Origin of the sequence: Nocardia asiatica NBRC 100129 (genome assembly GCF_000308415.1) — a bacterium.
Taxonomy (GTDB): Bacteria; Actinomycetota; Actinomycetes; order Mycobacteriales; family Mycobacteriaceae; genus Nocardia; species Nocardia asiatica.
Genome location: NZ_BAFS01000123.1, coordinates 1 through 23511, shown reverse-complemented (window position 1 = coordinate 23511; position 23511 = coordinate 1). Strand labels below are relative to the sequence as shown.

22 protein-coding genes and 1 pseudogene are annotated in these 23511 nt (G+C 69.8%); 11 read left to right on the top strand and 12 right to left on the bottom strand.

Annotated features, from left to right (window positions below; genetic code table 11):
• Positions 1 to 244: aquaporin (locus ON27_RS11445; RefSeq protein WP_043724151.1), on the bottom strand; the 244-nt coding region annotated here is incomplete at its 3' end.
• A 260-nt stretch (positions 245 to 504) separates the two neighbouring features.
• Between ON27_RS11445 and ON27_RS11440 the strand changes: the two genes are divergently transcribed.
• The 3 genes from ON27_RS11440 to ON27_RS11430 all read left to right on the top strand — a co-directional run bounded on the left by ON27_RS11440 (position 505) and on the right by ON27_RS11430 (position 3753).
• Positions 505 to 1269 (top strand): IclR family transcriptional regulator, encoded by a 765-nt coding sequence (locus ON27_RS11440; RefSeq protein ID WP_043724147.1) that lies wholly within the window; start codon positions 505 to 507, stop codon positions 1267 to 1269.
• A gap of 48 nt (positions 1270 to 1317) precedes the next feature.
• Complete coding sequence (gene glpK / locus ON27_RS11435; RefSeq protein WP_043724143.1) at positions 1318 to 2838, top strand: glycerol kinase GlpK; 1521 nt, start codon at positions 1318 to 1320, stop codon at positions 2836 to 2838.
• 75 nt (positions 2839 to 2913) lie between these two features.
• Entirely contained in the window at positions 2914 to 3753 is an 840-nt protein-coding gene (locus tag ON27_RS11430; RefSeq protein ID WP_506330630.1) for a DUF72 domain-containing protein, read from the top strand.
• Between the two features lie 55 nt (positions 3754 to 3808).
• Here ON27_RS11430 and ON27_RS11425 read toward each other — a convergent pair whose 3' ends face one another.
• The 4 genes from ON27_RS11425 to ON27_RS11410 form a co-directional block, all read right to left on the bottom strand.
• A complete protein-coding gene (locus ON27_RS11425) occupies positions 3809 to 4357 on the bottom strand; it encodes a YceI family protein (protein ID WP_043724124.1) in 549 nt (182 codons plus the stop codon).
• A gap of 68 nt (positions 4358 to 4425) precedes the next feature.
• Entirely contained in the window at positions 4426 to 5031 is a 606-nt protein-coding gene (locus ON27_RS11420; protein ID WP_043724123.1) for an FMN reductase, read from the bottom strand.
• Positions 5028 to 6122, bottom strand: a complete 1095-nt coding sequence (locus tag ON27_RS11415; protein ID WP_043724122.1) for an LLM class flavin-dependent oxidoreductase — start codon at positions 6120 to 6122, stop codon at positions 5028 to 5030. The genes ON27_RS11420 and ON27_RS11415 overlap by 4 nt, the downstream gene beginning before the upstream one ends.
• A gap of 102 nt (positions 6123 to 6224) precedes the next feature.
• Complete coding sequence (locus tag ON27_RS11410; RefSeq protein WP_157227160.1) at positions 6225 to 7448, bottom strand: alpha/beta hydrolase; 1224 nt, start codon at positions 7446 to 7448, stop codon at positions 6225 to 6227.
• 206 nt (positions 7449 to 7654) lie between these two features.
• Between ON27_RS11410 and ON27_RS45365 the strand changes: the two genes are divergently transcribed.
• Positions 7655 to 8200, top strand: coding sequence for an Rv3235 family protein (locus ON27_RS45365; RefSeq protein WP_281032762.1), 546 nt, complete (start codon positions 7655 to 7657; stop codon positions 8198 to 8200).
• 236 nt (positions 8201 to 8436) lie between these two features.
• Here the strand turns inward: ON27_RS45365 and ON27_RS11400 are convergent, their stop codons facing one another.
• A complete protein-coding gene (locus tag ON27_RS11400; protein ID WP_043724120.1) occupies positions 8437 to 9333 on the bottom strand; it encodes a cutinase family protein in 897 nt (298 codons plus the stop codon).
• A 221-nt stretch (positions 9334 to 9554) separates the two neighbouring features.
• Positions 9555 to 10154, bottom strand: coding sequence for a TetR/AcrR family transcriptional regulator (locus ON27_RS11395; protein ID WP_043724115.1), 600 nt, complete (start codon positions 10152 to 10154; stop codon positions 9555 to 9557).
• Between the two features lie 107 nt (positions 10155 to 10261).
• On the opposite strand from ON27_RS11395, the gene ON27_RS11390 reads away from it, so the two are divergent.
• Positions 10262 to 11281, top strand: coding sequence for a crotonase/enoyl-CoA hydratase family protein (locus ON27_RS11390; protein ID WP_043724112.1), 1020 nt, complete (start codon positions 10262 to 10264; stop codon positions 11279 to 11281).
• A 74-nt stretch (positions 11282 to 11355) separates the two neighbouring features.
• Here the strand turns inward: ON27_RS11390 and ON27_RS11385 are convergent, their stop codons facing one another.
• Positions 11356 to 13914 carry an MFS transporter gene (locus tag ON27_RS11385; RefSeq protein WP_043724111.1) on the bottom strand — a complete coding sequence of 853 codons (2559 nt, stop codon included), beginning with the start codon at positions 13912 to 13914 and terminating at the stop codon, positions 11356 to 11358.
• Between the two features lie 9 nt (positions 13915 to 13923).
• Positions 13924 to 14421 carry a MarR family winged helix-turn-helix transcriptional regulator gene (locus ON27_RS11380; RefSeq protein WP_043724110.1) on the bottom strand — a complete coding sequence of 166 codons (498 nt, stop codon included), beginning with the start codon at positions 14419 to 14421 and terminating at the stop codon, positions 13924 to 13926.
• A 133-nt stretch (positions 14422 to 14554) separates the two neighbouring features.
• On the opposite strand from ON27_RS11380, the gene ON27_RS11375 reads away from it, so the two are divergent.
• Entirely contained in the window at positions 14555 to 15385 is an 831-nt protein-coding gene (locus tag ON27_RS11375; protein WP_083887510.1) for an APH(3'') family aminoglycoside O-phosphotransferase, read from the top strand.
• A gap of 10 nt (positions 15386 to 15395) precedes the next feature.
• Here the strand turns inward: ON27_RS11375 and ON27_RS45805 are convergent.
• A pseudogene (locus ON27_RS45805) lies at positions 15396 to 15500 on the bottom strand (YbjQ family protein); the annotation flags it as partial.
• Positions 15501 to 15704: 204 nt separating this feature from the next.
• Here ON27_RS45805 and ON27_RS11370 point away from each other — a divergent pair.
• A complete protein-coding gene (locus tag ON27_RS11370; protein WP_043724109.1) occupies positions 15705 to 16379 on the top strand; it encodes a DUF8176 domain-containing protein in 675 nt (224 codons plus the stop codon).
• 263 nt (positions 16380 to 16642) lie between these two features.
• Complete coding sequence (locus tag ON27_RS11365; protein ID WP_157227159.1) at positions 16643 to 17914, top strand: lipase family protein; 1272 nt, start codon at positions 16643 to 16645, stop codon at positions 17912 to 17914.
• Between the two features lie 53 nt (positions 17915 to 17967).
• On the opposite strand, the gene ON27_RS11360 is transcribed toward ON27_RS11365, so the two are convergent.
• Positions 17968 to 19023, bottom strand: coding sequence for a phosphotransferase family protein (locus tag ON27_RS11360; protein WP_043724108.1), 1056 nt, complete (start codon positions 19021 to 19023; stop codon positions 17968 to 17970).
• Positions 19020 to 20228 carry an acyl-CoA dehydrogenase family protein gene (locus ON27_RS11355; protein ID WP_043724101.1) on the bottom strand — a complete coding sequence of 403 codons (1209 nt, stop codon included), beginning with the start codon at positions 20226 to 20228 and terminating at the stop codon, positions 19020 to 19022. The genes ON27_RS11360 and ON27_RS11355 overlap by 4 nt, the downstream gene beginning before the upstream one ends.
• Before the next feature lie 90 nt (positions 20229 to 20318).
• On the opposite strand from ON27_RS11355, the gene ON27_RS11350 reads away from it, so the two are divergent.
• From ON27_RS11350 to ON27_RS11340, 3 genes are all read left to right on the top strand, one after another.
• On the top strand, positions 20319 to 20942 hold the full coding sequence (locus ON27_RS11350; protein WP_051046441.1) for a TetR/AcrR family transcriptional regulator: 624 nt from the start codon (positions 20319 to 20321) through the stop codon (positions 20940 to 20942).
• Between the two features lie 291 nt (positions 20943 to 21233).
• Positions 21234 to 22811 (top strand): hypothetical protein, encoded by a 1578-nt coding sequence (locus ON27_RS11345; RefSeq protein ID WP_043724100.1) that lies wholly within the window; start codon positions 21234 to 21236, stop codon positions 22809 to 22811.
• A 216-nt stretch (positions 22812 to 23027) separates the two neighbouring features.
• Positions 23028 to 23511: ClpP family protease (locus ON27_RS11340; RefSeq protein WP_043724099.1), on the top strand; the 484-nt coding region annotated here is incomplete at its 3' end.

The window sequence follows — 23511 nt, the reverse complement described above, 5'->3', positions numbered from 1 at the left end:
CGAACTCGTCGGCGCCGCTGAACAGGATGCCGATGGTGACCGCGGGATTGAGGTGGCCGCCGGTCTTGTAGGCGACGTAGACGCCGGCGAGAACGGCGAACCCCCATCCAACATTGATCAGTAGCCAGCCGCCGTCCAGTCCTTTGGACTTGGTCAGCAATACGTTCGCCACCACGCCGATCCCGAGCAGTACCAGCACTCCCGTGCCGAGCGCTTCGCTGAGAAAGATCGAGCCGAAGTTCATCGTTGAGCCTCCGTTCACCCCGCCAGGCCGCGGATGCGACCGTGCGTGAAACGGAAATTACGGCGGAATGCCGGACCTGGATACGGCTTGCGTTCGACAATGTCGAACGGCTCGACTGGTTGCCGGAAGGCAGCGCCACTACCGTCCGACGCGCGAGGAGGATGTATGGCGCAGCTCACACCGGGTTTAAGTAATGTTGCCCGGGTATTACCAACCGTTCGACATTGTCGAATCACGACGCGGGGGATAGGTTTCCCGACATGCCGGGTGCGATCCAATCGATCGAGCGGGCGGCGGCCGTCCTGCGGCTGCTGGCCCGCGGCTCCGGCCGCCTCGGCGTCGGCGACATCGCAGGTGCGCTCGAGTTGCCGAAGCCGACCGCGCACGGCATCCTGCGCACGCTCCAGGGTGTCGGCTTCGTCGAGCAGGATCCGGCGACCGGCAAGTACCAACTCGGTGCGGCGCTGCTGCACCTGGGCACCAGCTACCTCGACGCGAACGAGTTGCGCTCCCGCGCGATCAACTGGGCCGATGCGCTGGCGGCGCGCACGGGCGAGTCGGTGCGGATCGGCGCGCCGATGGACGGCGCGGTGGTCGTGGTCCACCACGTGTTCCGGCCCGACAACACCGAACAGGCGCTCGAACTCGGCGAGCTCCTGCCGCCGCACGCTACCGCGCTCGGCAAGGTCCTGCTCGCCTACGACACCGACTTGGCCGCCACGGTGCGCGGCGCCGAACTGGCCCCGCTCACGCACCGCACCCTCGTCGACCGCGCGGCGCTCACCAGGGCGCTCGGCGGTGTTCGGCAGGCCGGATGGGCCGGCGACACCGAGGAGTTCCGGACGGGGGAGGCGGGCATCGCGGCGCCGATCCGGGCGCCCGGCGGCCTGGTGGTCGGCGCCATCGGCATCACCGGCGCGGTGGACCGGCTCTGTGACGCCCAGTTGCGGCTCCGGCCCGCGCTGGTCGGTCAGGTGCTCGACGCCGCTCGCGCGGTGTCACGGGATCTCGGTGCGGGGCACTGATCGCGGCCCGGCCGACGACCGGCGGATTTCGACCAGGAGCAGTCGAGCATGAAGCAGCAGCGTTACGTGCTGGCGATCGATCAGGGCACCACCTCTACGAGGTGCATCCTGTTCGACCAGCGTGCCCGGCTGGTCGGCGTCGCCCAGCGGCGGCACCAGCAGCATTACCCGCGTCCGGGGTGGGCCGAGCAGGATGCGCTGGAGATCTGGCGCGATGTCGAGCGGATCGTGCCGCAGGCGCTGCGCGATTCCGGCGTAGCCGCCGACCGCATCGCCGCGCTCGGCATCGCGAACCAGCGCGAGACCACCGTGGTGTGGGACCGCCGCACCGGAATACCCATCGGGCGCGCCATCGTCTGGCAGGACGTACGGACCGAGGAACTGGTCCGGGAACTGAGGGGCAAGATGGGCGCCGACCGGATCCGCGAACTCTGCGGTCTGCCCCTGGCCGGCTATTTCGCCGCGCCGCGGCTGCGCTGGATCCTGGACTCCGTGCCCGGGGTGCGCGAGCGCGCCGAGCGGGGCGAGGTGTTGTTCGGCACCATGGAGACCTGGCTGATCTGGAACCTCACCGGCGGTCCCGACGGCGGGCTGCACCGCACCGACGTCACCAATGCCAGCCGCACCCTTCTGATGAATCTCAGCACCCTGGCCTGGGACGACGAACTGCTCGAGTTCTTCGGCATCCCCGCTGCGATGCTGCCGCGCATCCAACCCTCGACCGCGTCCTACGGCACCACCCGCCGGGTGGTGCCCGGCATCCGGATCGCCGCCGCGCTGGGCGACCAGCATGCCGCGCTGTTCGGCCAAACCTGTTTCGCGCGTGGGGAGACCAAGTGCACCTACGGCACCGGTGGATTCCTCATGATGAACACCGGACGCGAGCTGGTGCGATCCGAGCACGGCCTGCTCACCACGATCGGCTACCAGATCGGCCCGGAGCCGGTCTACGCGCTGGAGGGACCGATCGCCGTCACCGGTTCGCTCGTGCAGTGGGTGCGCGACAACATCGGCCTCATCGGCAGCGCGCCGGAGATCGAGACCCTCGCCCGCACCGTCGAGGACAACGGCGGCTGCTACGTCGTGCCCGCGTTCTCCGGTCTGTACGCGCCGCATTGGCGTGGCGACGCCCGCGGTCTCATCGCCGGGCTGACCTCCTATGTCACCAAGGGGCACATCGCCCGCGCGGTGCTGGAGGCCACCGCGTGGCAGACCCGCGACGTGGTGGAGGCGATGAACGCCGATTCCGGCCTGCAGGCCGCGGCGTTGCGCGTGGACGGCGGCATGACCTCGAACAACTTGCTCATGCAGATCGTGGCCGATGTCCTGGACGTGCCGGTGTCGCGTCCTTTCGTCGCCGAAACCGTCTCGCTCGGCGCGGCCTACGCCGCGGGCCTGGCCGTCGGTTACTGGCCGGATCTGGAAGGGCTGCGCAACAACTGGCGCCTCGCCGCCCAATGGGTGCCACGGATGGACCCCGAATCGCGCGAGGACGAGTACGACAACTGGAAGCGCGCCGTCGAGCTGACCTTCGGCTGGGTGCGGTCGCAGAAGCGGACGCGGCGGTGAGTCCGGGCCGGGTTCGCGTGCCGCCGGGACGAGCGACTTGCGCTCGTGTCGGGACGGTGGGTTAGCGTCGCGGGTATGCGGCTTCACGTGGGATGTGCGATGTGGACGCACGCGGCTTGGCAGGAGAAGCAGCTCGCGCCGGGGGAGCGGTTGCGCTGGTATGCCACGTGGTGCAATGCGGTCGAGGGCAATACGACGTTCTACGCGACGCCCTCGCGGCGAACGGTGGAATCGTGGGCCGCTCAATGCGATCCCGCGTTCCGGTTCGTGCTCAAGCTGCCCAAGCCGATCACCCACGAACGCAGGCTCGTCGGCGCGGAGCAGCAGCTGCGGTCTTTCCTCGCCGTCATGGAGCCGCTCGGCGAACGTGTCCACGCGCTGTGGGTGCAGTTGCCCGGCTCGTTCGGCCCGACGGACCTCGGTGCGCTGGCGGGATTCCTGCGGCAGACGCCGCGCGCCTACCGGATCGCCGTCGAAGTGCGGCATCCCGCGTTCTTCGCCGACGAGCAGGCCGCGCGCAGCCTCGAATACGTGCTGTCCAGGGTCGGCGCGGAATGGGTCCCGTTCGACACCACCGTGCTTTTCGACGGCCCGCCCACCAGTGCGGCGGAGCATGAGGCGGCGTCGAAGAAGCCCCGGGTGCGGCGGCGGATGCGCGCGCTGACCGAATACCCGATCGTCCGGTACCACGGCCGCGACGACGTCCGGCGGACCGTCGAGGGCTGGCGACCATGGGTCGGCACGGTCGCCGAATGGTTGCGCGAAGGCCGGTCGCCGACGGTGTTCCTGCACACGCCGGACAACGCCGGCTCGCTGGAGCTGGCTCGCCGCTTCCACGACGAGGTCCGTGCCCGCCTGCCCGAGATCGACCCGCTGCCCGAGCCCGCTTCGGCCGAGCCGATGACGCTCTTCTGACCGGAAGGACGCCTCCCGCGGGAGTCGGGGACTCCTACGGGAGGCGTCCGGATGCTCAGGACTGCAAGCCGACCTCGACCTCGAGGGTGAGCGTGATCTTGTCGCCGATCACCGCGCCGCCGTCGGGCAGCGGCATGTCGATGGTGATGCCGAAGTCGCGGCGGTTGATCACGGTCTTGGCTTCGAAGCCCGCGACCGGCCCGTGGCCCATGCCCGGGTTCACCCCGAGGAATTCCACCTCCAGCGAGACCGGCTTGGTGACGCCGCGAATGGTGAATTCGCCGTCCACCACGAAGTCCCCGCCGTCGACCCGGAATCCGGTGGACTTGAACGTGGCCACCGGGAACTGTTCGGCTCCGAAGAAGTCCGCGGTGCGCAGGTGCGCGTCGCGCTGTTCGTTGTCGGTGGTGACCGAGTCGACCCGGATCTCGGCCTCGGCCGAGGCGCTGCCGTCCGCGCCGATGACCAGCTTGCCCGAGAAGTCGGTGAAGCGGCCGCGCACCTTGCTCACCATCAGGTGACGTACCGAGAAGCCGAGTGTGGAGTGGGCGGGGTCGATGGCCCAGGTGCCCGCGGTCAGAGCGTTGGTGATTCCGGTCGACATGTCGTTCTCCTTGATCGTTGATTTTTGAACTAGTTGGGCAGGGTTGGGTAGTGGTTCGTCGCGGAAGATCAGTGCGTGCCGAGTAGCTGTGCGAACGGCACCGGGTTGTCGTACGGATCGGTGGCTCGCGATCGCGGCGTTCCGGTCAGCATGGCGGCGAGTTCCGCCGCGGCACGGTCGATCCGGGTGCTCAGTCCACCGTCCGCCGCGGATGCCCAGTCCTCGGACGCCGCGTAGACGGCCGTCGGCGCGACCACCGCGCGCAGGTAGCTGAACATCGGACGCAGTGCGTGTTCCAAGGTCAGGGAATGGCGCGCCGAGCCGCCGGTCGCGCCGAGCAGCACCGGCATCCCGGCCAGCGCATCCGGTTCCAGCACGTCGAAGAACGTCTTGAACAGGCCGCTGTAGGAGGCGTTGAAGATCGGCGTGACGGCGATCAGTCCGTCGGCGCCGGTCACGGTGTCGATCGTGGCGCGCAGCTCGCCCGCCGCGAATCCGGTCAGCAGATTGTCGGCCAGACCGCGGGCGTGGTCGCGTAGCTCCACCACCTCGATTGTCGCGTTGCCGCCGGTCGCGGCCAGCGCCGCGCCGGTGGCGGCGGCGAGGCGATCGCCCAGCAGCCGGGTCGAGGAAGGTTGCGACAGGCCCGCGGTGACGACGGCGACGCGGGTCATCGCGCCGCCTGCACCGCTGCGTCGCGGGCGGCCACCAGGCTCGCGTGCGTGGGCGCGCCCGGCACATGCGCCGGGCGCAGCGCCGCGAATTCCTTGCGCAGCACCGGGACCACCTCTTCGCCGAGTAGGTCCAGCTGCTCGAGCACGGTTTTCAGCGGCAGGCCCGCGTGATCCATCAGGAACAGCTGGCGCTGGTAGTCGCCGAACGACTCGCGGAAGGTGAGCGTCTTGTCGATGACCTCCTGCGGGCTGCCCACGGTGAGCGGGGTCTGTTCGGTGAACTCCTCCAGCGACGGGCCGTGCCCGTACACCGGCGCGTTGTCGAAGTAGGGCCGGAACTCCCGTACCGCGTCCTGCGAGTTCTTGCGCATGAACACCTGTCCGCCCAGCCCGACGATCGCCTGGTCGGCCGAGCCGTGGCCGTAGTGCTCGTAGCGCTGCCGGTACAGCGCGATCAGCCGCTGGAAGTGCTCTTTCGGCCAGAAGATGTTGTTGGCGAAGAAGCCGTCACCGTAGTAGGCCGCCTGCTCGGCGATCTCGGGGCTGCGGATCGAGCCGTGCCAGACGAACGGCGGCACGTCGTCCAGCGGGCGCGGCGTGGCGGTGAACGACTGCAGCGGCGTGCGGAACTTGCCCTCCCAGTCGACCACGTCTTCGCGCCAGAGCCGGTGCAGCAGGTGGTAGTTCTCGATCGCCAGCGGGATGCCGTCGCGAATGTCCTTGCCGAACCAGGGGTAGACCGGGCCGGTGTTGCCGCGGCCGAGCATCAGATCGACGCGCCCTTCGGTCAGGTGCTGCAGCATCGCGAAGTCCTCGGCGATCTTCACCGGATCGTTCGTGGTGATCAGCGTCGTCGCGGTGGAGAGCAGCAGCCGCTCGGTCCGCGCCGCGATATAGCCGAGCATGGTGGTCGGCGACGACGGCACGAACGGCCGGTTGTGGTGCTCGCCGGTGGCGAACACGTCCAGCCCGACCTCCTCGGCCTTGCGCGCGATGGTCACCATGGCGGTGATGCGCTCGTGCTCACTCGGTGTCCGGCCGGTCGTGGGGTCGGTCGTCACATCGCCGACCGTGAAAATTCCGAACTGCACGACGCCTCCTTCGTTCTCAGTCTGCCGCAATTTGGTGGATATGGCAACCAAAGGAACCGGGCGGGGTGCGCGGGTATTCCCGGTCCGGCGGTGTGGCGTCGGTTACGCCAGGTATTCGGCCAGCCAGGTCCGCGCGAGCGCGCGTGTGACCTGGGCGCCGGTGTCCAGTTCGGTGGCGCCGAAGGCGTGGTCGAGGAACGGCAGCTCGACGTAGCGGTGCGGGACGTGCGCGGTCTCGAGGGCGGCGGCGTAGGCGCGGGTGTGCTCGGCGAGCACGAGATGGTCGCCGGCGCCCTGGATCAGCAGCGTGGGCGGGGTGTGCACGGTGACGTGCGTGGCGGAGCCGGTCGCGGTGTAGCGCTCGGGGTACTGCTCCGGCGTCCCGCCGAGGTATCGCCGGGCCGAGTCGACGCCCAGGGCGGTCTCCGCGCCCGACGCGGCCAGGTCGACCGCGGGGTACAGCCCGATCGCCGTGCGCACCTTCGGCAATTCGGCGGCGCTGCCGCAGCTGGGCCGCAAGAGACCCGCGTTGATCTTGTTCGCGACGTTGATCGCGAGATTCCCGCCTGCGGATTCGCCGAACGTCGCGACCCGTCGCATGTCCCAGTTGTACCGCTGCGCGTTCGCCGCGGCCCAGGTGAGCGCGCAGGCGATGTCGGCGTCCTGGGTGTCCCAGCGGTGGTGGTCGTCGTCGGAGAGCCGGTAGTCCACGTCGAGCACGGCATATCCGTTGCCCGCCAGCCAGCTCGTGTAGGCGTCGGTGCCGCGGCTGCCGGTGACGAAGGCTCCGCCGTGGATGCTCACCACCAGCGGGGCGGGTTCGGGCGCGGGCGCGGGCAGGTACAGATCCGCCCGGATCGGCTGCCCGTCGACGGTCGCGTAGGTGACCGTCTCGTCGGGTGCGTCGCCGACCGTGCTGAACGGGACGGCCGGGGCGAACGGAATCCACACGCCCGCCGCGTCGCGCGCCGCGAACACCAGTGTCGCACTGGTCACGACGGACAGGACCAAGCCGACCGCGGCCACGCCGGTCACCGTGCCCGCGATGCCCCGGCCCCGCCCGCCGGTCCGCAACGCCGACAGCGCCAGCCCGGTCGCCAGCACGGCGAGCACCATGTTCCACGAGCCGAGGGCGTCGCGGACCGCGCCGAGCAGGAGCACGGCCGACTGGACGATCGCGTTGCGCAACAAGGGCATCAGCCAGGAAACCGGCGTGACCGCGAGCGCCTGGCTGAGCGCGAGGTACGCGGCGAGCACTCCGGCGAGCGTCAGCAGACCCGCGCGGACTGTCCGAAGGAGAATCGCGGATCTTCCGGATACGGTCACTTCCGCTCCTCGCTCGTCGGTCATCCAGGTCTCGGCTTCCGGGGCGGGGCCCGCCGACTCCAACATAGGTCGGTCTTCGTTCCCGCCGGCTCCCGGTGGTGGGGCGTCCGGCCGGAATCGGGTAGCCGACTACGCGCGATATCCGGTGGCCCGCCCGCAGAATCGTCGCCACAAGGTTCGACCACCGAGTTCGAAGGGGGATCCGCATGGTTGGTTATCGCGATTGGCTGGCACAGGCTCCGAATCCGGAGCCGCCGTTGGACAGTCGGCGGCGCGCCGCGGCGGAGGGCGCGTCGAGCGATCCGGCCCCGGCTCGGTCGCTGCCGTGCCGGCCGCGGCCGTACGCGCCATCCGCTCGGGCCAGTCCGGGGGTGCGCAGTGCGGTGCGCCGGAGCCACGCGTCTCCGGCGCCGGCCGATGACCGAACGCAGCCGACGGCACGCCGATTCGCCGAGTCGGCGGTGCGCATCGTCCTCGAGGTGCTCGACCGCAGACGGCCGGTGCCGCAACTGGCCGTGGTCGCCGACGCCACGGTGGTTGCCGCGGTGCGCACGTTGCTCGACGCCGGTCTCGTGCCCGGCCGCGCTCTCGGCGCCGCGGTGCCGGTCCGGGTGAGCGTGGTGCTCGTGGACGCCAAGACCGCCGAGGTCGTCGCCGCCTACGGTCGTGGCACGCGCCGTTTCGCCTTGGCGGCCCGCATCGTCCGGACGCGCTCGGCAGGCTGGCGTTTGACGGCGCTACGCATCCGCTGACGCGATCCACGGATCGCGTCAGCGGCGAAGGCGGATCGCCGGGTTCGGTGCGCGTCCGGCAACTCGGCGTCCGCCGCCATCCCTGCGATGGTCAGCCAGGAGTGCCACGCGGGTGACGGCCGAGTGCATGGATGGTCTGCGCGGCACGGCCCCACGTGGCATCCAGCGGCGAAGAGCGCACGTTCCCGCCGTCGTTGGACGACCGGGTGCGGTCGGGCGGCGGCTCGCCTGGTGACTCAGGCCAGCGAGGCCAGCCAGTCGTGCATCCACGACAGCGCCGTCGCTCCGCCGCCCACGGGGTAGGTGCCGTACGCGGTGTGCGCTTCGGAGCGGTAGAACTCGTCCAGCAATCGGGCCCGTTCCTGGTTGGCCGACTCCGACAGCTGGCTCTGCAGCAGGGGGAATCCGCCGTTGGACATCAGATCGCCGACGATCGCGCCCATCTCGAGCTGGTAGCGCCAGAGGTAGGCCGGGTCGGGATGGGAGGTCTGGGCCAGGAAGCCCGCGAAGCGGGTGATGAAATCGTCCGAGGCCGTAGCGCAGTACAGATCGCCGTGCGCGCAGATGGTACGGGTCTGCGGAGTGACGAAGCCGAACCCGCCGATGCGGGGACCGCCCGCGCCCGCGCCGCCGACCGGCGGGCCGACCAGCGCGTCGGTGGGGGAGCGGCGCGGATCGGAGATGAGCCCGACCGCGGCGATCCGGTGCGGCGGCACCACACCCAGGCCGGTGCCGATCTCGGCGGCGAGATCACCGGCGGCGTCCGCGCCCTGGCTGTAGCCGACCAGCGCGATCCTGGTCGCGCCGCACTCCCTGCCCATGGCCGCGATCATGCCGCGCGCGTTGTCGACCGCCTCGCGCTTGGAGGCGCCGTACACCTCGCTCTCCCAGGGGAAGGCGGTCGCGGCGTAGCTGACATAGTCCACGCGCGCCGAGGGCGGCAGTCCTCTGGTGACTCCGGCCAGCATCCCGGGTCCGTCCAGTTGGTCGGTGGTCTCCCAGGTGCCCGGGATCGCCACCACGTAGAGGCTCGGGCAATCCGGTGCGGCGACGGCAGGTCCACTGCCCGGTCCCACATACGACAGCGCCATCACCGCGATACCGATGGCCGCCGAGAGAAACTTCGATCGCATGGCGTTTGCTCCTGGTAGTCCACGCGCCGCAGGCGCTCCCCGGCAGGAATCGGCCTTCGCCGGCGCCGTGCGGTGGTCGAACCCGGCCCCGTCGAAGGCTGCATTGAAACTCGGTGGTCTCAAAGTGCAGACAGGATAGCGATGATGTGGGAGACGGCACAATCGGAGCAGTAAGTGACGCGTGTCACAGGGAATTCGGGCACGTCTACGCCCGATGATTGCTATTGATCGTGCGCGAGCAGAACTGTCATGGCCTGCGCCCATTGGCCGATGGTTGCCGTCGCGCCGCGTTCGGTGGTGCGCAGTGGACGGGACATCGCCGTGCCCCGCAGGATCGCGATGGTGAGATCGCGCACGGCCGGATAGCGCGGATGGGCGACGACGTCCGGGCCGAACAGCCCGTCCACCACACGCCGCAAGTCGCGTCCGGCTTTTCGTTCCGCCGCGCGCAACGCCTCGGCAAGCGCGGGATCGGTGCGCGCGGCGGCCCACAATTCGAACTCGGCTTGCGCCGCCGGGCGCGTCATCGATTCGTACAGTGCGGTCAGAGCGCGTGCCAAAGGGTCGCCCCCGTCGCCGAGCCCGGCTGCGATCTCTTCCACGGCCGCCTCGTTCCGTGCGACCAGATGGCCGACCAGTTCGGCGATCAGCGTGCCGATGGTCGGGAAATGATGCAGCAGCGCCCCGCGGCTGACGTTCGCGGCGCGCTGCACGGACAGGGTGGTCAGTGCCCGATAGCCCCGCTCGGCCAGCAGGTCGGCGGCGGCGTCGAGGATGTGGGCGCGGGTGGCCTGTTTCCGCTCCGCGCGCAGTCCGGCCATTCCGGCTCCCTTCGTCGGGGCGAGAATTTCACAGTCAGGATTGACTGTCAACCGGCATGTGCGCCAGACTGCGGGGACGGGTTCGGACCAGCGTCGAAGGGAAAGCGATGACCGAGAGTGACATCCAGGCCGATGGCGGATCGGGCGCGTGGTACCGCAATTGGACCGAGGCCCCGGACTCACCGTGGGCGGGGCGTCCCGAGCCCGACGGCGCGCGCGAGTACCGGACGCTGACATACGAGCGGGACGGCCGCATCGCGCGCATCACCTTCGACCGGCCCGAGAAGGGCAACGCGATCACTCCCGACACGCCGCACGATCTGGCGCACGCGGTCGAACGCGCCGACCTCGACCCGCGGGTGCACGTGATCCTGCTGTCCGGCCGCGGCAAGGGGTTCTGCGGCGGATACGACCTGAGCATGTTCGCCGAGCAGAGTTTCGTGGTGGCGGGCGGTCCCGGCGACGTAGCGGGGACCGTCGTCGATCCGGTGGTGCAGGGCCGCAACCACGATCCGGCGCGGGTCTGGGACCCGATGATCGACTACGCGATGATGAGCCGGTTCAACCGCGGTTTCGCCAGCCTGATGCAGGCGAACAAGCCGACCGTGGCCAAGCTGCACGGCTTCGCCGTGGCGGGCGGCAGCGACATCGCCCTGTTCGCCGACCAGATCATCTGCGCCGACGACACCAAGATCGGTTACCCGCCCACCCGAGTCTGGGGTGTGCCCGCGGCGGGCATGTGGGCGCATCGCCTCGGTGACCAGCGAGCCAAGCGCCTGCTGTTCACCGGCGACTGCCTCACCGGGAAGCAGGCGGTCGAATGGGGCCTGGCGATCGAGTCCTGGCCCGCCGACGAACTCGACGCGCGCACCGAGGAATTCGTCGCGCGGATCGCGCGCATGCCGATCAACCAGCTCATGATGGCCAAACTGGCGCTCAACTCGGCGCTGTCCGCCCAGGGGGTGGCCAACTCCGCGATGATCAGCACGGTCTTCGACGGCATCTCCCGGCACACCAGGGAGGGTTACTCCTTTCAGACGCGCGCCGCGAGCGCCGGTTTCCGCGAGGCGGTCCGCGAACGCGACGAACCGTTCGGCGATCACAAGCGGGGCCGGTCGGGGGAGTGACTGCCGCTGAGCCGCGCGGGGAATCTGCTCAGCGAACTCGCGCCACGCCCCGTGCGAACGCCTCGCCCGGATCGTCAGTGGGCGGGCGGGAACTTTCCGTAAGCCTCTTCCTCGATGTCGTAGCTCAGCCGCACATCGTGCGCCACCTCGCCGCCGCTCACCGTGACCTCGCTGGTCACCGGCGGGTAGCCGCGCGCGACGACCGTGTAGTCGCCTTCGGCGAGATCGGCGACGACATAACGTCCGTGCTCGTCGGTGCGCGTGGTAGCGGTCAGCACGCCCGCCGCGTCCAGCACGCTGATCTGCACGTCCGAGACCGCCCGCCCGCCGTCGGACCACGCCGACCCGGCCAGCACCGCCATCGGCGTGAGATCGATGTCGTGGTGCAGCAGCCTGCTGTCGGGCACGGTGAGCGCGGTCGCGCTGGGCCGCATGTGCTCGGCGACCGCGACCAGGGTGTAGGTGCCGGGCACCACGCCATGGCACAGGTAGGCGCCGTCGGCCGTCGCGGTCGCCGTCGTGACCACCTCGCCGTCCAGGTCGGTCAGCGTGACGGTCGCACCCGGCAGCGGCTCGCCGTCGGCGGTCGAACGGACCACCCCGGAAAGTTCGCCGGAGCCGAGCAGGGTGACGTCGAATTGCTGGGGCCGGTCGCCGACGGTGACGTTCACCGCGGCGGGCTGATGCCCGGCCGCCGACGCGATCAGCACGTAAGCGCCCGCGTCCGGCGCGGCGACGAGGTAACCGCCGTCGGAGCCGCCGCTGGTCCGCGCGGCTTGCCGCCCGTGGTGGTCGATCAGCGTGAGTGCGGCGGCCGGCACGGGGCGGCCGTCCGCGCGATGGACGTAACCGCGCAGCGAGCGGCTTTCGTACTCGCCGTCGTCGAACTCGGCCCGCGGTTCCCGCCGAGCGGCGCCGTTGCCCGCGGGATCGCCCGCGGCTCGGCCGGTCGCCGCCGCGGCGAGCACCGGTTCCGGCTCCGACAGCGCTTGGGCGGCGCCCTCCCAGACCTGATCGGCGTCCCAGTCCGATTCGGCGGCTTCCGGCTGATCGCCCGTGGCGGGCGCCGGAAGGTCTTGCAACGGAATCTCTTTCATGAACATCAGCACTACACAGGCCAGCAGGGCGACCCCGGCCGCCGCGTAGAAGACCCCGTGCATGGCGTCGGTGAAGCCGGTGAGGATCGGGATGCGCAGCGCGTCGGGCAGCGCCGCGATGCCGCTGGTGTTGGACTGCATCGCGCTGAGCTGGCCGGGGCCGAACCCGGGCGGCAGGGCGCCGCCGAACGCGTCGATGATCCGGTGCGGCAGCAGATTGAACAGGATGGTCAGGAACACGGCGACGCCGAGCGTGCCGCCCATCTGCCGGAAGAACGTGGCCGACGCGGTGGACACGCCCATGTCCGAGCGGGGTCCGGCGTTCTGCGCGGCGATGATCAGCGTCTGCATGCAGCAGCCGAGGCCGAGCCCGACCACCGCGCCGTAGGCGAGGGGTTGCCACAGTGGGCTGTCGTAGTGCACCTGGGCGTACAGCAGCGCGCCCACCGCGACGATGAACGTGCCCGCCACCGGCAGGATCTTGTAGCGGCCCGTCCGCTTGGTGATCTGCCCGGCTATCTGCGAACCGACCGTGATGCCGAGCACCAAGGGCAACATGAGCAGCCCGGCTTTCGTGGGCGAGTAGCCGCGCACGACCTGGAAGTACTGCGGGACCATGGTGATCGCGCCGAACATCGCGACGCCGACGATGAATCCGCCCGCGATGGTGACGCTGAACGTCGAGCTCCGGAACAGCCGCAACGGGATCAGCGCCGAGTCCTTCATCAGGAACTCGACGAGGACGAACAGCAGCAGCCCCACGGCTCCGATGCCGTAGCACAGCAGCGACCGGTGCGACGACCATCCCCAGTGGCGTCCCTGTTCGGCGACGAGCAGCAGCGGCACGACGCAGATCGTCAGCGTCAGTGCGCCGAGCCAGTCGATCCGATGGTTCTGGCGCTGGTGCGGCACGTTGAGCACCTTGGCCACCACGAACAGGGCGAGCATGCCCACCGGGACGTTCACCAGGAACACCCACCGCCAGCCTTCGATGCCGCCGAGTTGTTCGTAGTCGGAGAAGAAGCCGCCGAGCACCGGCCCGAGCACGGTCGCCGTGCCGAAGACCATCATGAAATAGCCCTGGTAGCGCACCCGTTCCCGGACGGGGACGATATCGCCGATGATGGTGAACGCCAGCGACATCAGCCCGCCCGCGCCCAGGCCCTGGAACGCGCGGAACGCGGCGAGCTGGTACATCGACGTGGCGAAAGTGCAGGCCACCGAACCGATGACGAACAGCCCGATCGCGGTGAGGTAGAACGGTTTACGGCCGTAGATGTCGGCCAGCTTGCCGTACAGCGGCGTGGTGATCGTCGCGGTGATCAGGTAGGCGGTGGTCGCCCAGGCTTGCTCGTCGAAGCCGTGCAGGCTGTTGGCGATCCGGACGATCGCGACGCTGACGATGTTCTGGTCGAGCGCGGCCAGGAACATGCCGAGCAGCAGCCCGGACAGCACCGTCAGGATCTGCCGGTGGGACAGTGACGTGTCCGCGCCTGCGTCCGGGTTCCGCGGAGCCCGGGTGGTGGAGTTCGTCATGGGTGAGCCCTATTTCGGATCGGCTTGGTTTCGGGGAGTGGTCTCTATTGCCGTGGTGAGCCGGTCGAGCAGAACGGTCAAGGTCTCGCGGTCGGTCGCGGGCCAGTCGGCCAGGATGTCGGCCAGCCAGCGGTTGCGCAGCGCGCGGTTCTCCTCGAAGACGCGCACGCCCTCCTCGGTGGCCGCGAGCACGCACGCGCGTCCGTCCACCGGGTCGGGGCGGCGCTGCACCAAGCCGTGCGCCACGAGTGATCTGCTCTGCCTGCTGATGGTGGACGCCTCGGCGTGCAGCAACTCGGCGAGCCTGCCCGCGCGCTGTGGGCCCTCGTGCACCAGGCAGAACAGCACGGCATAGGCCAGCTTCTCCAGCCCTTCCGGCCCGGGCCGGGCCGGCTGCCACTTCGCCCGGTTGATCGCGCGCATGAACCGCACCAGCCGCTGACCCAGTTCGTCGGCGGCCGCGAGTTCGGTCGCCGACGCGCGGCCCTCGCGAGCGGTTGCGGACATGACACTCACCTCGACGTTCCCCACCGGCAGATTACTTAGCAACCACAAGTAGTTGCTTTTGGCAACTATACATTCGGTCCGCCGACGGTCCGCGAGCTGGGCCACGCCGGTTCGAGTTGCTACGGTCGATGGCGTGTCCGAGTCGCTTGTTCGCCTTCCGGCCGCGCTGCCGTCCGATTGCCGATGGGAGCCGGTCCGCGGCGGGGAATCCGGCGCCGAGGTGTTCCGGTCCGCCGACGGGGCACGCTACGCCAAGTGCGTCGACCCGGGCCGGGTCGCTGACCTCGCGCTGGAGCGCGACAAGATCACCTGGCTCGACGGCCAGGGCATTCCCGGCCCCCGGGTGCTGGACTGGCTGGCCGGTGCGGAGGGCGCCTGTTTGGTCACCGCCGCCGTACCCGGTATCGCCGCCGACGCCGTTTCCGCCCGGACCCTCTCGGAAGCATGGGAATCCATCGCCGACGCGGTGCGCCGCCTGCACGAGGTGCCGGTCGCCGAGTGCCCGTTCGACCGCGGCCTGGCGCGCATGTTCGCGATCGCCCAGGACGTCGTGGTCCGAGGCGCGGTGCACACCGAGTTCCTGCCCGAGGAGCAGCAGGACACTCCGCCCACCGTCCTGCTCACCCGGCTGGCCACCGAACTGGAGCCCAGGATGCGCCAAGAGGACGCCGAAGCAGTGGTGTGCCACGGCGATCTGTGTTTGCCCAACATCATTCTCGACCCGGACACGCATACCGTCGCCGGTTTCGTCGACCTCGGCCGCCTCGGCATCGCCGACCCGTATGCCGACATCGCTCTGCTGCTAGCCAATTCCCGCGAGTCGTGGCAGGACGAAAGTCGCGCCGAACGCGCCGACCGGATCTTCGCCGATCGCTACGGCATCGAACTGGACGCCGAGCGTCGGCGATTCTTCCTGCACCTGGATCCGCTGACCTGGGACCAGCCGGACACCGCGCGGGCTTGATCGGGACGGCGGTTCCGCACGCCGTCGCTTCGCTCGTTGACCCGGCGATCTCGTCGCGATCGAAGCGCATCGCCATGACCGTGTGCGCGCCGGACGACAGCGCGTGCCGCCACATCTGCGTAAGCGCCGGTACCGAACCGCACCGACCGCCCGGTCCTGATCGGCCGGTGTTCCGGCGTCGCGCGCGGTTCTGCCTTGCCTGTTGAGCATTTGACCGACAAAATCCACGAAGATATGCAATGTTGTTATTGCGCAACGGCATTGAGAGGGAACCCACGGTGGCCGAGTAGGCACCGGTAAAAGGGGGTGCGGCGAGATCATGTCGTCGAACACGTCCGAGCCCGGCGGCCGACGCGCTCGTCCGGGCCGGGGGCGGGCCGAACGCGTGCCCACCTGGCCCGGCATGCTCTCCGCCCACGAGCCGCCGCCCCGGATGCGCGACGACCGGCACCGGGCGCCCCGCCCTCGGCGCCGTACCCGTCGCGGGCCACGCCGCGCCTGGCTGGTCGGCGGCGTCGGCGTGGCCGCCTCGCTCGCCGCCGCCGCGCTGGTCCTGGTCTACACCGGCGCGGCCTCCGCGCCACGGCAATCGGCCACCGTGGCCGACCCGGTACTCGGCGGCGGTCAGGGCTGCGAGCCGGCCCGCGGCGCGCAGTTGGTGCGCGGTAACGGAACCGGCTCGACTGCCTCCGGACCGGACGTGATCCTGGCTTTCCAGCACGCCTACTACGTGACCCGCTCGGGAGCGGTCGCACGCGCGCTGACGGTGCCGGAGGCCGCCGTGCCACCGGTCGCCGTCATCGACGCGGGCATCGCCTCCGTCCCCGCCGGGACCCAGCACTGCGTCATGATCACACCCATGCTCGACGGACGCTACGACGTGGTCATCACCGAACTGCGGCCCGACTCCGCCAACCGCACCTACCGCCAGTTCGTCACCGTGACCGAGACCGGCGGCCGATCGTCCATCGTCAGAATCGCACCACCGAACTGAGCCGGGCGGCCCCAGCCGTGGCCGATCGCGGTGTATCGGTGCGAGCCGTGTCGCGCCGTGTCGTGTGGTCCGAGCTGGGGCGATCTGAGCCGAAGCCGGCGCGCCGCATCAGGCCGGGCCGGTCTGGGCCGTCTGGACCGAGCCGGGGCCGATCTCTCGATGCGCCGCTCGGGCACATCGGCTTTCGTTACGATGCCTCTGCCGGGGCGGTCGAACGGCGCGAAATGCACGGCACGAGCGATCGATTCCAGGGGAGGTCGTCGGTGATATTCGCGTCACGGTGGGGAATGGTGGGCGCGGCGGTGTGCGCGTTGTTGCTGTTCGCGCCGAGTGTGCCCGCGCTGGGCGAACCTCCGTCGACGGCGGAGCCGATGCCGCCGGAGCTGGATCCCTTCTACCGGCCGCCCGCCGAACTGGTTGCGTCCGAGCGGCCCGGCGCGATCCTCGCCGCGCGGCCGGTCACGATCGCCAACCAACTCGGCGCGTCGATGCACGCCGAGGCATGGCAGGTCTCCTATCGGTCCACCAACAGCGCCGACCAGCCGATCGCCGCGGTCGCGACCCTGCTGAAACCGCATGCGGGGAACGGCAAACTGGTGTCGCTGCACGCTGCCGAGGACTCCACCGGACTGTTCTGCGCGCCCTCGTACACGGTGCGCCGTTCGATGCAAGCGGGTCTGCTGGACGGCCAGATCGACCCGCTGCGCAGCGTCCCGGCGCTGCTGGCGCAGGGATGGACGGTCGTGGTGCCGGATCACCAGGGGCCGGACGCGGCGTTCGCCCATGGCCCGCTGGCCGCGCGGATCGCACTGGACGGGATTCGGGCCGCGGAGAATTTCGGTCCGCTCGAGCTGCCCGGACCCGACACCGAGGTGGCGATGTGGGGCTACTCGGGAGGTTCGATCCCCACGTTGCACGGCGCGGAGCTGCGCGGCGCCTACGCGCCGGAGGTGAACATCGTCGGCGTCGTCTCCGGCGGCACCGACGTGGATCTCGAGGTCCTGTCGCGGGCGGCGAACGAGGGGCCGGGCGCGGGACTGGTCGCGGCCGCCGTCATCGGGCTCGCCCGTGAGGAACCCGAACTGGCGGCTTACCTGCGGGAGAACGCGACCCCGCGCGGGCGGCAGTTGCTGGCCGCCAAGGACCGCGGTTGCGTGCTGCACCAGGCGGCCGTCGAACCGTTCCTCGACATCGACAGCCTCACACACGGCGGTCTGCTGGACGCGCCGGTGCTGCGAGCGGTGTTCGACCGCACCAGAATGGGCAAGTCGGTCCCCGACGCACCCGTCCTGCTCTACCACGCGACCGCGGACTGGCTCGTCCCGATCGGTCCAGCCGACGCGCTCGCCGCCGCCTACTGCCGGGATCCGGCCGCGCGGGTCACCTACGTCCGTGACCATTCGAGCGAACACCTGACCCTCAACACGCTCGCCGAGCACAGCGTGATCACCTGGCTCAGCGACCGTTTCGACGGAGTGCCGATCGAAAGCCTTTGCACTACACGCGATGTCGTCTCCATCGCGTTCGGGGTGTGAATCGGGCGAGCGCGACTGGACGCACAGAGAGCGGAGGTTCGAGAGGACTTCCGCTACTCGAGCCCGGCGACCTTCCGGCAGCGCCATTCCAGATAGTTGATCAGCATCCAAAAGTCTTTGAACGCCGGGTTGGTGGTCTGCCCGTGGTGGTAGCGGTAGTAGATCTGCTGGGCGATCACCGCGAGCCGGAACAGCCCGAAGACTTCGTAGAACGGCCAGTTCGCGGCGGAGCGGCCGGTGCGCGCGCAGTAGTGGTCGACGATCTGCGCACGGGTCAGCATGCCGGGCAGGTGGCTGGGCTGACGGCGGGAAGCCCGCATGACCTCGTCGTCGTCGGCCTGCACCCAATACGCCAGCGCACCACCCAGATCCATCAGCGGATCGCCCAGTGTCGCCATTTCCCAGTCGAGCACGCCGACGATCGCGCCCGAGCCAGACGGGTCCAGCACCAGATTGTCCAGCCGGAAGTCGTTGTGGATGACGGTGGTGGCGACGTCCGCGGGCCGGTTGTCCTCGAGCCAGGCCATCACCGCGGCGAAATCGCCGACATTGTCGGTGCGGGCGTCCACGAAGCGCCGCGACCAGCCCGCGACCTGACGGGCGACATAGCCGGCGCCCTTGCCGATCTCGGTGAGCCCGGCAGCGACCGGGTCCACCTCGTGCAGTTCGATCAGGCAGTCGAAAGCCGCGGTGGACAACCGGCGGGCCTGGTCGGAAGACAGGCTCGTCCCCTTCGGGAGATCGCCGCGCAGGATCGTGCCCGCCACGCGCTCCATCACGTAGAACTCGCTGCCGATCACGCCCGGATCGGCGCAGTGCGCCACCATCCGCGGCACGTAGCGGTAGTGCGGACGCAACCGCTCCTGCACCAGGTATTCACGGCCCATGTCGTGCGCGGAAGCCGCCTTCTTACCGCCCGGCGGGCGGCGCAGGATCAGATCACGATCCGGGTAGCGCAGCAGATACGTGAGATTCGACGCGCCACCGGAGAATTGGCGCACCTCGGGCGGCTCGGTCAGGCCGGTCACCCGGTCGGCGAGCCAGGCGTGCACGGCGGCGACGTCGAAGGCGTCCTCGGCGCGGACCGCGGTGGCCTCCGCGGCGCTCACCGATCGGTTCCGTATTTGCGTAGCTCCTGACGGGCGATCACACCGAGGTGCACCTCGTCGGGACCGTCGGCGAAGCGCAGCGAGCGGATGCCCGCGAACGCGCGCGCCAGCGGGAAGTCGTCGGAAAGCCCCGCACCGCCGTGCAACTGCATCGCCATGTCGAGCACTTCCTGAGTCATCCTCGGCACGACCGCTTTGATCTGGGAGACCTCGCTGCGCGCCCCGGCCAGACCCTTGGTGTCCAGCAACCAGGCGGTGTGCAGGACGAGCAACCTGGCCTGATCGATCGCGACGCGGGCGTTGGCGATGCGCTCCCGGTTTCCGCCCAGGTTGGCCAGCGGCTTGCCGAACGCGGTGCGCGAAAGGCTGCGACGGCAGGCCAGTTCGAGTGCGCGCTCGGCCAGGCCGATGGCGCGCATGCAGTGGTGGATGCGGCCGGGGCCGAGGCGGCCCTGCGCGATCTCGAAGCCCCGTCCCGGCCCGGCGATCACGGCGTCCAGCGGAAGCCGTACGTCGGTGAAGGTGACCTCGCCGTGGCCGAAGGGCTCGTCCAGGTAGCCGAACGTGGTGAGCATCCGTTCGACCCGCACGCCGGGCGTACCCAGCGGGACGAGCACCATGGAGTGCCGCTGGTAGGGGTGCGCCTCCGGGTCGGTGAGGCCCATGAAGATCACGAACGCGCAGTTCGGATGGCCGATGCCGGTGCTCCACCACTTGCGGCCGTTGAGCACGATGTCTTCGCCGTCCACCACGGCGGTCGCGGCCATGTTCGTCGCGTCCGAGGACGCGACCTCGGGTTCGGTCATGCAGAACGCCGAGCGGATCTCGCCGTCCAGCAGCGGCCGCAGCCACTGCTGGCGCTGCTGCGCGCTGCCGTAGTGCAGCAGGACCTCGGCGTTGCCCGTGTCGGGCGCGTTGCAGTTGAACACCTCCGACGCCCAGCCGGAAGCGCCCATCGCCTCGGCCATCGGCGCGTATTCGACATTGCTCAAGCCCGCGCCGAACTCGGGATCGGGCAGGAAGAGGTTCCACAGCCCCGCGGCCCGCGCCTTCTGCTTGAGTTCTTCGACCACCGGCGGGACCGCCCAGGGCGCTTCCCTCAGGAAAGCGGCGTGCTCCTCGTCGCGCGGCTCGATCTCGTCGCGCACGAACTGCCGCACCTGGTCGGTGAGGCGGACGGCTCGGTCGGAATGCGTGAAGTCCATACCCATCCTCGAGGCTCGCTGAGCATTGCTCAACTTCCGGTCGGGTCATTGGTAGCATAATATTGAGCATTGCTCAATAGAGGAGGGTGGATGACCGAGGTTGCCGCGGAGCCCGGCGGCCGCCGCAGGGCGGACGACCGGCGCCGTCAACTGATCGGCATCGGCCTGGGCATGTTGATCGACCGCCCCTGGCACCAGATCACCGTCGACGCGGTCGCGCAGCAGGCGGGCATCTCACGCGGCCTGCTCTTCCACTACTTCCCGACCAAGCAGGAGTACTACGCGCAGCTCGTGCGGGCCGCGTCGCAGCGATTCCTGCGCGCCACCGGCCCCGACCCGGACGCCGCCGACCCGCTCGCGTCGATGATCGCCAACTTCGTGGGCTACATGCGCAAGCGCAGTGGTCCGCTGGTGGGATTGCTCCGCGCCGCGGGGCAGGACCCGGTGCTCGAGGCGATCATGGAGCAGATGCACGACGAGCTGACCGACCGGGTGTTCGCCGCTCTCGGCAGGCCCGCGTCGTCCACCGCCGAGCGGCTGGTGGTGCGCTCGTGGTGGGCGATGGCCGAGGACCTCACCGTGCAGTGGCTGTCGCGCGACGACGTCGACCCGGACCGGCTGGACCGGCTGCTGTTCGGCACGTTGTCCCGGGCGCTCGACTCGGTGCGGGAGGAAGACTCGGTGCGGGAGGAGAAAGCGGCCGGTCGGCACTGAGCGGTTCCGCGCTTGTCCGCGCGGTTTCCCGAAACGACGGGATATCCGCGATTCGAGTCGGAATCGCCGCAACGGCCGGCGCCGATGGTCTGCTGTGCGGTCGTGGAAGAAGTGCTCGCGACCGGCGGGAATCACGCCGTGCCGCGTGTGTCGGCCGCGGCGCGCCGAATAGTTCCGCGAGATGGCAAATGAACAGTTTCGCCAGTAGCGGTGGATCGACTATGAATGAAACGTGCCGTTGCCATACGTGATCACTTGTCTGCCATCTGCTCTCCCGTGCGGGGAGCGCTGATGGTCATCGAACATCCCATCGAGGACGAGGTTACACAGCTGGCGAGGCGGGTCGAGAAGGCCCGTGGACGGCTCGCCTACCAGTTCGATCCCGCGCTCACCGAGGCGCTGTCGGAGGACGAACTGCATGCCGAACGTGAACTCGCCGAACGGATCCGTACTCAGGAGCGCGGACAGCGCTGGAAAGAGGCGCAGGCTGCTGCCGCGGCATCCGACCGCGCCAGGCAGACCACCGAAGCGATCGAGAAGGCCGACATGCGTGATCTCCTCCTCGCCCGCAAGGCGATTGCCGCGCAGCGACGCGAATCCAGCCCGCACGCGAAACTGGCCTCGCTGTACCGGCATCGGTCCTGGTCGCTGCGCGCGCTGGCCGGTGTCGTCGCGGCGGGCATGCTGTGGTCGGCGGTCAACGTGCAGCACAACATCGCTCCCGGCGGCGCGACCGATCCGCTGTACTGGTTCAGCTACCTGCTCGAAGGCATGATCAGCGTCTGCCTGATCATCATCATGATCGGCACCAACAAGGTCGCCGAGTGGGGCGTGGTCGACAATCGCCGCCAGGTCGCGGCGGCGGAGGTCGCGCTGCTCGCGCTGACCGTCAGCCTCAACACCTATCCGTATCTGCGCGCGGGCGCGTGGTACGACGCGGCCGTGCACGCCATCGCCCCGGTGATGATCGGTGTCGCGCTGCTCATCCACGACGCCGCCAGCGCCCGTTACGGTCTCGCCATCGCGCGGGCCACCGAGCAGGTCCGCGACCTTCCCGACCCGGCCGAGCAGATCCGGCTCACGCTGCCCAGGTACCGGATGCCGGTCGCCCCCGAGCCGCAGGCGGTCCCGCCCGAATACGTGGAGCCCGAGCCGCGTCCCGTTGTCGCGGAGGCTCCGGAGGAGGTCGTCGAGCAGGACGTGGCCGAGGTCGCCGAAACCCAGGACGTGCCGGAGGAATCCGACGCGCAGCCCGTGGTCGTGGTGAAAGCCGAGAAGAAGCGGCCGCCGGTCGAGACGCCGCGCAAGCCGGTGCTGCCCGAGTCGATCGAAGACCTCGACGCGATGGAGGTCGTCGCAGCGCGTCCCAGCACCACGGTGAAGGTCAAGGACATCGACGCCGCGATCACCACGGAAAACGGCGTGTCCTCGGCCAACGGGAAGAAGCCTGTGGTGGGTGACCCGGTAGCGCCCGCCTCGACGGTCAAGGCCGACGAGCGCCCGGTGACGCGGACACTCGCCGACGAGCCCGCCGCGGCGAAGGTGGTTGTCCGGCAGACGCCTGCGGCCAAGCCGCGCACGCTCGCGCCCGAAACCGAGGTGCCCACGGCCGAGATCCCGGCGGTGCCCCGGCGCCCGCTCGCGGAGGTCAAGAGCGAGACCGTGCCGCCGGAGCCCAAGAACGGCAAGGACAGCCCCAAGCCCGACATCCCGCAGCCGCCGACGGCCCGCACGCCGGATATCTACGACACCGGTTCGTTCCGCGTCGCCGACATCCTCGAGCAGGAACTCGCCGAACTGCAGGCCGAACGCCGCCGCGCCCGCACCAGCAGGCAGCGCTCCGCCTCGACCGCGGGCCGCGAGTCCTAGCGAGCCGCGTTCCATCGACGGTGCCCGTCAGCGCATTACGCGCCGACGGGCATCGCCGTTTCCGATACCGCCGCGAGATGGACTCGGAGCCCGGCGCGATCGCGACGCGGCCACACTGGGCCGGTGAGGGCGCCGAGCCCATCTCGCTGCTGTGAGCGGATCTGCCGAGGGCAGCGCGGGACCGGTTTCGCGCCGCGAGTGCGGCACCGTGGGTTCATGGCTCACGATGACAAGACCCCGATGTTCAGCTGGCGGGCACGGGAGCAACTGCTCAGCCGCCGCATCGTCGTGCTGGACGGCGCACTCGACGACGACAACGGCACGCTGCTGATGACCCAGATGCTCACTCTCGCCGCCGAAGACCCCGACGCGGGCATCTCCCTGTGGATCCACTCACCCGGCGGCTCGGTCCCGTCGATGCTCGCCATCCGCGACGTGATGCGGCTGGTGCCGTGCGAAGTCTCCACGCTCGCGCTCGGATTGGCCTGCAGCGCGGGCCAATTCCTCTTGTCCTCGGGCAGTAAGGGGCGGCGTTTCGCGTTGCCGCACGCCCGGGTGCTGATGCACCAGGGGTCGGCGGGCATCGGCGGCACGGCCGTCGACGTCGAGGTCCAGGCCGACGATCTGCGCTACACCGTGGAGACGGTGCTGGGCATCATCGCCGAGGACACCGGTCAGCCGTTCGACCGGATCTACGAGG